This window comes from Bacteroidales bacterium, from assembly GCA_013141385.1.
Classification (GTDB): Bacteria; Bacteroidota; Bacteroidia; order Bacteroidales; family Tenuifilaceae; genus UBA8529.
This window is the reverse complement of record JABFRB010000014.1, coordinates 280,626-293,370: the sequence shown is the minus strand read 5'-3', so window position 1 is coordinate 293,370 and position 12,745 is coordinate 280,626. Positions and strand designations below refer to the sequence as shown.

The window sequence follows — 12,745 nt, the reverse complement described above, 5'->3', positions numbered from 1 at the left end:
TGTTTTTACTTCAATTTAATACTTTTGTCAAAATTAGATTTATATTTATAAGTTGGTTTATATTGAACATCTTTGATGATTTTACGTATCATTACAAGATTTTAGATTAAAAATATTAACAATTTTGCTATGGATAGAGTTGGTCGATTCATCAAAATTACAAGTATTTTTTTTATTTCCCTATTTTCTGGCAGTGTAGTTGCTCAGACGGATACAGATTTTTGGTTTGTTGTACCCGAAATTACTGTCAACCATGGCTTTCCGGGAGGAATACCTGCAAATCTGCGTTTTGCAACATTTAATTTGCCGGCCACAGTGACAATAAGCATGCCTGCTAACTCAGTGGCCTTTCCTGATATTGTTATTAATATTGCAGCTAACTCTACTGGATCCGTTAATCTTGATAACTGGATTTATACCGCGGGAGCAGAGCAAAACAAACTTGAAAACAAAACACTTAGTGCTTCAGGAATAAATAACTTTGGACTTCACATTACTTCAACTAGTTTAATTACGGCTTATTACGAAATAAATAATGCTTGGAATACTGATATTTGGGCATTAAAAGGTAAAAATGCTCTGGGTACAAATTTTTATACACCTTTTCAAACACATGGAGATAATGGTAGTTATGCGGCACCGATTGCGAGCGACAATACCTATTCTGCAATTGATATTGTTGCAACTGAGAATGGAACAACAGTGACTGTTACTCCAACAAAAAATGCGGGATATGGCAATGCGGGATCCACTATTGCAGCAAATACTCCCAAAACTTTTGTTCTTAATAAAGGACAAACTCTTTCAATATATCCTCAAGGTAAAAGCCGTGTTGCAGCCAACCGATTAGCTGGTTCACATGTTACATCCGACAAACCAATTGCAGTTTCCTTAAAGGATGATTCAATAATACATCCATCTGGGGGTTGTCGAGATGTAGCGGGTGATGAGATTGTTCCTGTTAATATTATTGGTGTTGAATATATTGTTATGGGGACTTTCTTGAATTTAAGGGATTATGTATATGTTGTAGCTACTCAAAATGCCACACCAATTTATGTAGATGGAGTTTTAGCGACTACAATAAATGCAGGACAACAGTATCAAATCTTATTACCTAACCCTACTAGCTATAAGAAGATAGCTTCGCGATTACTTGTTACGGATCCTTATAAACCAATCTACGTTTTTCACATTGGGGGATTTGGCTGCGAACAGGGTGGTGCAATTGTTCCTCCTATTGATGTTTGTACAGGGAGTACTAAGGTTGCTTTTACGCGACCTAAGTCAAGTCCTTTTTACCTAACTATGATGGTTCGGGATAATGCTCAGGATGGTTTTTTGGTTGATGGGGTGGTAAGAAACGATTTAATTCCACCAGCATCATTTGTATTGGTACCTGGTACTCCTTGGCGTGTAGCCAGATTTGGTAGTTTTTCTACCGCCCAAGTAGCCATGGGACAACACCTTATATCTAATACAAAGGATATTTTTCACCTAGGAATTGTGAATGGGGATGCAGGTACAACTTGTATGTACGGTTATTTTTCTGATTTTAATAAATTCGACCCAAAATCATTTGTGCTAGAAACAGGCGGACCGGGTAACACTTTGTGCTATGGTGAATCCGCCCAACTTTTTGCAAGCGGTGGCACAAAGTATGCTTGGACTCCCAGTGATTTTCTTGATGATCCTTTTAGCGATACCCCACTTGCATCTAATGTTACAAAGTCGTTAAAGTACAAGATTGTTGTTAGCGGGGTTTGTAGCCTTAAAGATTCTGGAGAGATTGAATTGATTGTTGCTCCTTACATGGATGCAAAGTTTACAACTGATGTTTTTTCAGGTTGTGCTCCCCTTACCGTAAATATTATTAATAATTCTTCGGGAGTTGCATTTAGTGAATGGGATTTTAATAGTGATGGTGATCTGGCAGATCCTGGGGAAGGTTTAAATAATGCACCAACGTTCAACCATGTATTTGATAACTTAACAAGCGATACAATTCGATACAATATTACGATGCTCGCATCAGATGCAAGTAGCATATGTTTTAAGCAGGTGACTAAAAGCATCCTTGTTTATCCTCGTATAAGTGCCAGCTACACCACAACGATTCCAGATCCGAATCATTGCCATCCACTAAACGTTACATTCAACAACACCTCTATTGGTAAAATTGGTCCGCCTACCGCAGAAAACGGTTTGTCGTATTCATGGGATTTTGGTGATGGGGGGACATCTTACGATAAAAGCCCTACTCATTTGTATAATAACCTAAATATTGGACCGACCACCTATGTGGGAAGTTTACTTATTACCGATAAATATAATAACTGTAATGCAACGACACCTCTTTCTGTTACTGTACAACCCTATATTCAGGCAAGTTTTGTGATCGACAAGGTTGAGAATTGCTCTCCATTTAACCTAACCGTTTTGAACGATAGCAAAGGTGGAGTAAATAACTATTTTTGGGATAGAGATGGAGATATAGCCACTGGACCTAGCGGTTTTGAATATTCAGTTCCAGCTGCAACTGGATGGTCGCTTTTGTACACGAATACAACAATAACCAATACACCAAAACTTGTAACCATTCGATTAAAAGTAACTAATGCAGGAGGATGTTCAGATGTAACTTCACAAACGATAACGATTGATCCACCTGTATCAACTAGTTTTGTGACAAATAACAATGGAAATCCTCTGGGTTGTTCTCCGTTGAACTTAAATTTTACATCAACTACAACTAACGCCACAATTTACCACTGGCTGATCGATGGCAATGCTATTGATAATCAAACCACAGCCGCTTATTCATTTGATAATTTTACTGCAGCACCTGTTACTAAAGTTGTAAGTTTTACTGCATCAAATACCTATGGTTGTTCTGCAAACCAAACATCTAATGTAATTGTACAACCCTATGTTAAAGCGGATGCAGCATTTGATAAAGAGACAGGTTGTTCTCCACTTACAGTTAATTTTAATAATACATCTTCAATCGGATCTACTCTTTTCCAGTGGGACTTTGAAAATAATGGTTCAATTGATTTTTCAACAAAAAATATTCCTGTGCAAATATTTGCCAACCCATCAACAACCCTTGGGATTAGAACTATTCCTATTAAACTTACGGCCAGTAATGCAGGAGGTTGTACAAATAGTATCATTAAAATAATTACGGTTAACCCTCAATCAACTGTTAGTTTTACATATATTGATAATGCAAACCCTAACCACTGTTCGCCTTTAAATGCATCATTTACAAGTACTGTAACTAACACTGAAACTTATCAATGGGAGTTTGGTTCTTATGGAGCATCAACCATTGATAATCCCCCTTTTACATTTACAAATGATGGTGTTGTTGATATTACAGTACCGGTTTCACTTAAAACAAATAATAGTTTTGGTTGTCTTGCCACAACATCCCAAAATATCGTTGTTAGACCGAGTGTTAAAGCTTTATTTAGTTTGGACAAGACAGCGGGATGCCCACCATACAATTCGACAGTTTCGGCAACCACCTCTGCAGCAATTATCAATTATACTTGGGATTTTGATGGAACGTCATATACAGGTTCAAATCAGGTATTTCCAAATCCAACAAACTTAACAGGTCTTGACATAAATCGAAATATTAAATTAACAGTAAGTAGCGGTTTTTGCTCAGATCAACTTACAAAATCAATAGTAGTTTACCCTCAGGTTGAGGCTCGCTGGACAGCATTACCAGTTACCAATGGATGTAACCCTTTAACTGTTAATCTCCAGAATCAATCCGCACTATTCGGAACAAATGCCCCAATCAGCAATATTCTTTGGGATTTTAACGATAATACTAGTTCTATTGCAACCACTATTAGCCATATTTTTACCAATTCGGATAATACTCTTCCAAAAACATTTAATGTTTCCTTAACTGCCACAACACCTAGAGGATGTGTTGACACAAAAACGTTTCCAGTTACTGTAAACCCTGCTGTTTCAGCTGCGTTTAATTCACAAGTGATTAAACAATGCACTCCAATGCAGGTTCAGATTCTTAATGCATCGTTTGCTGGGCCTACAATATCTACCTATAACTGGAATTTTAACGGTGGAATACCCCAGAGTGTGGTTGATGATGATTTTGTTGTTGAGTTTACAAACCCAGATCCCGAAAATCCAGTAAACAGAACTGTTACATTAAATCTCAATAATACCTTTGGTTGTACAAGTAGTACTTCGCAAACATTTGCTGTTGATCCACAGGTAATTGCAGGTGTCAATATTGCCTTACCATTAACAGGTGGGGGGATACCTATCGATAAACTTTGTGCTCCTGCAAATTTTACATTCAAAAACCTATCAACAGGTGGCAATATCTCATTTACTTGGGATTTTAACGATGGCGATATACAAACAATTTCTAATAGGAACAATATTGCTCATCTTTTCGAGAATAGGACAGCGGCAACAAAACAATTTGATGTTAAACTTACGGCTTTAAATACTAAGGGTTGTAGTAGTAATGCCACGCAAACTGTATTTGCATTTCCTGAAGTGAATTCTAGATTTTCAATGACAAGGGATAGTGCGTGTACACCTTTTTATATAAACCTAAAGGATGAATCTTTAAATGGTACTCAGTGGGCTTGGGATTTTGGTCATACTATTGGAGGCATTCCACAACAGAGAACATCCTTAATTTCGGGAGAGTCATTTATCAAACTTATTGATAATGAAACAATAACTGATGAGATTAAGAAATACAAAATCAACCTGAGACTTGATGATTTAGGAACTGGTTGTTGGGATACAATCTCGCAGTTTATTCAGGTTTATCCAAGAGTTATTTCAACCTTTAATGTAAACCCTATAAGTGGATGTAGTCCAACTACCATTACGTTTACCAATATTTCTAAAGGATTAGGGAATTATTTGTGGGAATTGGACAATGGGCTATCGTTTAATTCAACTACTCCGGCAAATCTGAATATTGATAATCCATCCACTGTAAATGAATCGATTTTAAATATTAAACTTACCGCAACTAATATTCTGGGATGCAAATCAGCCTCTAGAAAAACTGTAACAATTGCACCAAAAATTATTGCATCCTATAGTTCATCAATTATTGAGGCCTGCGAACCATTTACAGCGCAGTTTAGTAATTTAACCCCTTCTACTGCTTATAATTACGATTGGACTATTAATGGAGCGTCAGAGTCAAATTTACAGGATTATTCACGTGTATTTACAAATTTATCAAATCCTCCAATTATCAATAAGTTTAAAGTAAAGTTAAAATCTACTTATAAGAATAATGCATTATGTTTCGATACAATAAGTCGATTTATAACTGTAAATCCGAGGATTTATCCTGACTTTAATATTACAAATAGTACGAGTTGTCACCCTTTAGTAACTGATATTAATAATACTACTATTTCTTACAATAGTTCAAACTCTTATAGTTGGAACTTAGGGAACGGAACATTTTCAACCCAAAAGAACTTAAGTAGTTTGCTGTATAAAAATAATTTAGCTACCAAGGATACCATTTATAATATTAAACTAATTACTAGATCTGTTCATCAGTGTGCCGATTCTGTTACTAAAATAATTACAGTTCATCCTCGCCCAATTGCTTCCTATGTAATGAATAATGAAAGTTTGAGCTGTTCGCCATTTCCAATTAGTCTAACAAATCTTTCTAGTGGAACAAATCTTAGTTTTGCTTTTAATTTAGGAGATGGAACACTAATTAATACTATTGACAAAAATCAGGTTATTGCTCACACCTATCACAATCTCACTTCTGATGTTCAACCCTATGTAATTTCTCTGAATGCAACGACTGCATTTGGATGTCAGAATAGCACATCCCAAACAGTATACGCCTATCCTGAAGTTAAGGCAGATTTCTCATTTAATCCGGGAAATGCTGCATGTAGTCCTTTTGTCGTGTCCTTGAATAACATTTCACAAAACGCATATTTTTATCAGTGGAGTTTTAAAGATGGAACTAATTCAAATCTTATGAGCCCTAACCATAGATTTGTTAATGTTACTGAGAACGATAAAATATTTGGTATTCATCTTCGATCAATTTCAGAGTATGATTGTGAGGATACCATTACAATACCTTTGACGGTTTACGCTACCCCTGTAGCCAATTTCTCTGTTAATCCACCGTTAAAGATATTCCCAGATGCAACTTTTAATTTCCATAATCAATCTAAACCCGCAGCTGATAGTTGGACTTACTCGTGGACTTTTGGCGATGGTTATACTTCATCACTTAAAGAAGCGGGTGATCATACATATACAACTTGGGGTCCTAAGGCAAATGATTTTATTTATAGATCGACGCTTCGTGTAGAAAATTCTCATTGCTGGGATACAACTTCCAATATTTTAAGATTATTACCAGCAGAACCGATACCGTTCTTTTCTGCGGATATTTACAACTCATGTTCACCGCTTGAAACTCACTTGATTAATGCCTCTCAGTATGGAGCAAATTATTTATGGGACTTTGGCGATGGTACAACTTCAACTGTTGATGAACCTATTCACATATTCACAAAACCTGGTTACTATAATGTTAAATTAAGGGTAACAGGTGATGGCGGAGATTCATACTACTATAAAACATTTAGGGTATTCCAGAACCCTGTAGCTGATTTTGCTGTTTTTCCTAAAAAAGTTATGCTACCTGATGCTACAGTACATGTTTACAACCTATCAAAATACGCTGTCAGATATGAATGGGATTTAGGTGATGGTACGCTTACAAATGAAAAAGATCCTGTTCATACTTATACTGAAATTAATCAATTTGGAGTTTCACTTAGAGCATTCGCTGCTGACTCGTTAGGAGGTTGTCAGGATGATACATCCAATTTTCCGGAAGTATGGGTTGAAGGTTATGGTAAAATAAGATTTCCGAATGCTTTTACACCAAATAAAAATGGTTCAAATGGAGGTCTGTACGATGATATTGATTATAGAAATGAGGTTTTCCATCCAGTTCATTATGGTATTGTTGAGTATAAGTTGATGATATTCAACCGTTGGGGTGAACAACTATTCTTATCGAAAGACGTTAAAGTCGGTTGGGATGGCTACTTTAATGGAAAAATTTGCGATCAGGGTGTTTATATTTGGAGGGCAATTGGAAAATATACTAATGGAAAAACATTTGACATAAAAGGGAATGTAACCTTACTCAAATAGTCAATTTTGAAGAAAAACGTGGGTTGTCAAAAAAAAAATTATATTTGATACTTTATAATTACAATTGATTTCTAAAATAAAACATTTTTTATAATAAGCTCCAGGATGCTTTATTATCTAAAGGTTTGATACTTTAACGTTAATTTTGAAGTGAAAAGATTTATAATTTTCTTTATATATATATTACTTGGCCTTTCTGCGAGACCGCAAGATCCAAACTTCACTCAATTTTATTCTTGTCCTTTGTTTCTTGGCCCTTCATTTGCTGGAGGTATAGCAGGTCATAGGACAGTTGTAAACTACCGAAACCAGTGGATTGGGATTAAGGATGCATACCAAACAGCAAGTTTATCGTGGGATCATAATTTTATTAATTTTCATAGCGGTCTCGGCCTTTCTATTATTCGCGATCAGGCAGGATCTGGCAAATTGGGCAATACTAGAGGGGGTATTCTTTACTCTTACGATTTAACCCCCTTGCCAGAATGGCACCTTAGACCTGGATTAGGCTTTTATTTGGTTCAAACCTCCATTGATTTTTCAAGCCTTATTTTTGGAGATCAACTAACATCTGACGATAGTAGTATACCAACGACTATATCACCACCCAACAAACGTTCTATTTATGACATTGATGTTGCATCATCATTGCTTATTTACTCCGATAATGTATGGATTGGTACAACTTGGGATCATATGTTACAACCAACAACTTCCTTTTATAACGATCAATCACGTTTACCTTTTAAGTTTTCAGTTTATGGAGGAATTAGAAGAGTAATAAGAGGATTTATTTTAAGCAAAATTGAAGAAAGTATTACTGGAGCGTTTTACTATCGAAAACAGGGTGATTTTCAGCAACTAGATCTTGGCTTGTATTGGTTTAGTGAGCCAATTAGTTTCGGGGTTTGGTATAGGGGTTTACCAATTTCAAAAACCTATAAAAAATTTGATGCAATAGCTTTTATGGTTGGTTATAAATTCGAGCAGGTGAGTTTTGCGTACAGCTATGATTTCACTGTTTCTAAATTAGGATTTAACTCAGGAGGTTCTCATGAAATCTCCTTTATATATGAATTCAAAGTAAGTACCAAAAGGAGATGGAAGCCAATTCCTTGTCCAACTTTTTAGAGAATAACTCCTTTCCCTTAAATTTTAACTCCTTCTAAAATCTGATTATTTTAACGCTAACTCGATGTAAGCATAACGTATTGATCATAAGCATAGCGTTAGATTGTTGTTTTGTCATACTGAATAAAGTTAAGTATCTAATCTTTAGGTAATTATATTTTTCGCTTCGCTCAGGATGACACCTTGCATCAAACTGACGTTATTTTAATATTAAAAAATAATCAGATAAAGGAGATAATTAATTTTAAGATTCTTTAATGCCAGACAATACATCTAACAAATTCAAATTAGAGCGTTTTGACTTTAAGTTCGCATTTTAAAACTTTTAGGTCATATTATTGTTTAAATCATTGAAAAAGTAAAATAGGTTGACACTTAATTTAATAACTCTGCAATGGCAACAAATACTAAAAAACAAGTTAGTAATTTGAATAAAAACGAAATAATTGACGATTATAGATTGGCTGTCCTAAGTCGTGAGATTAGCATATTAGGTCGTAAAGAGGTTTTAACAGGAAGAGCAAAATTTGGAATTTTTGGAGATGGAAAAGAGTTAGCTCAAATTGCTTTGGCAAAAACATTTCGTGATGGCGACTGGCGTTCAGGATATTATAGAGATCAAACCTTTATGATGGCCGCGGGTTTATTTAGTGCAGAGGAGTTTTTTGCTCAACTTTATGGTCAAACAGATATATCTCTAAATCCTGGTAATGCAGGGAGAGTTTTCAACAATCATTTTTCGACAAGAAGTCTTAAACCTGATGGAACATGGAAAGATTTGTCCTCCATGAAAAATAGTTCCCCTGATATGTCTCCAACGGCAGGGCAAATGCCTCGATTATTGGGCTTAGCGTTGGCTTCAAAACTGTTTAGAAATAATGCTGACTTAAAAGGATTTACAAAATTTAGTAAGAATGGTAATGAGGTAGCTTTCGGGACTATTGGTGATGCTAGTACCTCCGAAGGGCACTTTTTTGAGACATTGAACGCTGCAGGTGTTTTACAAGTTCCAATGGCTCTTTCAATATGGGATGATGGCTATGGTATCTCGGTTTCTCGTGACTATCAAACTACAAAGAATAATATTTCAGAGTTAGTTCGTGGGTTTGAAAAAAAAGAAGGGGATAAAACTGGAATATTAATATATAGAGCAAAAGGATGGAATTACACGGAACTAATAAAGGTTTTTAAAGAGGGTGTTGATAGATGTAGGAATGAACAAGTTCCAGTGCTATTTCATATTACAGAGGTAACACAACCTCAAGGACACTCCACATCAGGATCGCATGAACGCTATAAATCAGAAGAGCGATTAAAATGGGAGGTTGAGTTTGATTGCAACAGAAGATTTCGTGAATGGATAATTAATGAAGGGGTTGCATCCTCTACAGAACTTGATTTGGTTGAACAAGAGGCTTTGAAGATAACAAAGGAGGCTAAGAATCAAGCATGGTTGAAATTTACTGAACCAATCAGAAAAGAGCGTGATGAGTTGATAAAGATAATCGATAATCGTTCTTGTATTTGCAAGCGTGAGCATATTGATAAGGTAGGAATAATTACCGAAGATCTTAAGAAAATTGCTTATCCAATTCGTAAGGATAATATGAGTTCGGCTAAAAAGATACTTCGACATGTTTGTACTGATTGTACAATGCGTGATAAATTGCAAGAAGATTTATCTATTTGGCTTAAACGTAATAATGAGGATGGGTTAGAAAGATATAGTTCTCATCTATACTGCGAAACGAGCAGGGCTTCAATTAATGTTAAGGAAGTTAAACCAGTATTCTCGGATAATTCGCCAATAGTAAACGGTCGAGAGGTGTTACGTGATAATTGGGATTCACTTTTTGGTAAAAACCCCTTACTCGTTGCTTTTGGTGAAGATTTAGGGAAAATAGGTGGTGTAAATCAATCCTATGAAGGATTACAGGCTAAGTATGGTGAGAATAGAATAACTGATACAGGAATTAGAGAAACAACAATTCTTGGACAAGGCATAGGCCTTGCTCTTCGAGGATTTCGACCTGTAGCGGAAATACAGTATTTTGATTACCTTTTATATGCCCTTCAAACCATGAGCGATGATCTTGCAACGGTTAGATGGAGAACCAAAGGAGGTCAAATGGCACCACTTATTGTAAGCACTCGGGGACATAGACTTGAGGGCGTTTGGCACTCAGGTTCACCCCTAAGCATGGTAATAAATTCAATTAGAGGAATGCATATTTGCGTTCCTCGTAATATGACTCAGGCTGCTGGCTTTTACAATACACTCCTTGAAGGGGACGATCCTGCATTAGTTATTGAGCCTTTGAATGGTTATAGGTTAAAAGAGAAACGTCCAGACAATCTCGGTGAATATAGGATTCCACTTGGAGTTCCTGAAATTTTAAAAGAAGGAAAAGATATAACCCTCGTTACCTATGGCAGTTGTGTTCGAATTGCTCAGGAGGCTGTTGAGCAACTGGCTGAGTTTGGGATATCGGTTGAACTAGTAGATGTACAAACTCTTCTGCCATTTGATTTGCCGAATGTGATTCTTCAATCTATTAAAAAAACTAGTCGTGTTGTCTTTTTCGATGAGGATGTTCCTGGTGGTGCAACAGCCTATATGATGCAGAAAGTACTTGAGGAAAGGGGAGGGTTCTTTTTCCTCGATTCAACCCCTAAAACAATTACAGGGCAGCAGCATAGACCCGCTTATACAACAGATGGAGATTACTTTTCAAATCCTAATGCAGAGGATGTTTTCGAGGGAATATATAGCATAATGAATGATGCTAATCCCAAAAAGTACCAAAAACTCTATTAGCTAAGTTTGGGTAGGATTTGATGAATCATAACGTTTTATACAAAAGTAAGCCTTGATCTTTGGCTTATTTTTTGTTATTTTGCTATTTGAAGTGAAATCATGGTTGCCATGCCAAATGAATTAAAATTTGATTTTTTCAGAATCAATTTTGATAAATTGGCCCCATCACAGGGTCGAGTTCTTATTGCTGAACCTAGTCTAATTGACTTAAATTTTAAGAGATCTGTTGTTCTACTGGTTGAGCATAATGAGAATGGTACAATTGGATTTGTCCTAAACAGATTGCTAAATTATACATTGTTCGAATTGATGCCTGGCTTTCCTAGTTTTGACGCAAAGATTTCTTTAGGAGGTCCTGTTAGCCCTAAATCTGTTCACTTTATTCATACTTTGGGCGATATTGTTCCTGGAACAAATCATATTGTCGATAATTTATTTTGGGGTGGTGATTTTGAATACATCAAGTCTCTAATAATTGCTAAAAAGATTGCTTCAAGCCAAATTCTTTTCTTCGTAGGATATTCTGGATGGACTAAAGAGCAGTTGGAACGCGAAATATTAGAGGGATCTTGGGTTGTTACTAATCTTGATCCAATTCAAATAATATCAGGTGCTGAGGATTTGTGGTTAAGTACTGTTCAGCAACTTGGCAATAAATTTAGAGTTTGGACGCTTTACCCTGAAGATCCAATGTCAAATTGATCCTTGAATGTATATCGATTAATAGCCTCCATTAGCAACTTACTTAATTTATTAAAATATCGCTGTTGGCGAAAAGCCACTACCCATCTAATTCCTGTTATCGCATTGGTTAAAAATACTTCATCGCATTCAAAAAGTTCCTGAACGGGAATTGCAACCTGATTATTAACCTTCATCCCAAGCGTTGGAGTCACCTTGATTATTACTTCACGCATTATGCCAGGGATGCAGCCCTCTGAACTAGCAGGTGTGTATATGTTATCACCCTTTACTATAAACACATTCGAGGAAATTGCTTCTGCAATTCTACCATGTTCGTTAAGCAGAAGGCAATCGTTAACATTGTTATTTTTTTGATAAATTCCAGCAAGAATATAGTAGAGAGAATTACAACTTTTAATTGAAGATAAAACATTAATGGGCTTTTTAATATCCTGATATATTTCAATAGTATAACCCTTACTATTTAATTCGTACATTTTTAGTTCTAGAGGCTCTGCCTCAATTACTATTCCCGCACTATCATTTAATGGTATAAATTTCCCTCCATCGTTTCTGTAAACCGTCAACCTTACCCTTGCGCTTCCAAATATTCTGTTCTTGTTGAGTAGACGGGTGATTTCCTTTGAAAGCATTGATTCATCAAGGAAAATAGGAGTTTCAATATTAAGAATTCCCATTCCCCTTTTTAGCCTTGAAAGGTGAAGATTTAAGTTTCTTCCTTGGGTACCAAATGCATGGATTGTTTCAAAAAGACCATCGCCATACAGAAAAGAGCGATTATTTGATGAAATGACAGGAGTATCGCTACTAATTATATTTCCATTAATCCATATATATCTTTTTGTAACCATTTTAAACCTA

Annotated in this window: 5 protein-coding genes; 4 read left to right on the top strand and 1 reads right to left on the bottom strand. The window is 35.9% G+C overall.

Annotation, left to right across the window (positions count from 1 at the left end; translation table 11 throughout):
- Positions 1-129 precede the first annotated feature (129 nt).
- The 4 genes from HOO91_07870 (at position 130) to HOO91_07855 (ending at position 11,881) form a co-directional block, all read left to right on the top strand.
- Positions 130-7,230 carry a PKD domain-containing protein gene (locus HOO91_07870; GenBank protein NOU17459.1) on the top strand — a complete coding sequence of 2,367 codons (7,101 nt, stop codon included), beginning with the start codon at positions 130-132 and terminating at the stop codon, positions 7,228-7,230.
- Positions 7,231-7,380: 150 nt separating this feature from the next.
- Positions 7,381-8,361, top strand: a complete 981-nt coding sequence (locus HOO91_07865) for a PorP/SprF family type IX secretion system membrane protein (protein ID NOU17458.1) — start codon at positions 7,381-7,383, stop codon at positions 8,359-8,361.
- Positions 8,362-8,755: 394 nt separating this feature from the next.
- Positions 8,756-11,179 carry a transketolase gene (locus HOO91_07860; protein NOU17457.1) on the top strand — a complete coding sequence of 808 codons (2,424 nt, stop codon included), beginning with the start codon at positions 8,756-8,758 and terminating at the stop codon, positions 11,177-11,179.
- Between the two features lie 108 nt (positions 11,180-11,287).
- On the top strand, positions 11,288-11,881 hold the full coding sequence (locus HOO91_07855) for a YqgE/AlgH family protein (protein NOU17456.1): 594 nt from the start codon (positions 11,288-11,290) through the stop codon (positions 11,879-11,881).
- On the opposite strand, the gene HOO91_07850 is transcribed toward HOO91_07855, so the two are convergent.
- Positions 11,854-12,735: a 4-amino-4-deoxychorismate lyase gene (locus HOO91_07850; protein ID NOU17455.1), complete on the bottom strand. Its 882-nt coding sequence runs from the start codon at positions 12,733-12,735 to the stop codon at positions 11,854-11,856. The two genes, HOO91_07855 and HOO91_07850, sit on opposite strands and share 28 nt — an antisense overlap.
- Positions 12,736-12,745 lie beyond the last annotated feature (10 nt).

Bases quoted from the DNA above. Each gene is read 5' to 3' on its own strand.
- HOO91_07850 (NOU17455.1), bottom strand. From the start codon at position 12,735: ATGGTTACAAAAAGATATATATGGATTAATGGAAATATAATTAGTAGC.
- HOO91_07860 (NOU17457.1), top strand. From the start codon at position 8,756: ATGGCAACAAATACTAAAAAACAAGTTAGTAATTTGAATAAAAACGAA.
- HOO91_07870 (NOU17459.1), top strand. From the start codon at position 130: ATGGATAGAGTTGGTCGATTCATCAAAATTACAAGTATTTTTTTTATT.
- HOO91_07855 (NOU17456.1), top strand. From the start codon at position 11,288: ATGCCAAATGAATTAAAATTTGATTTTTTCAGAATCAATTTTGATAAA.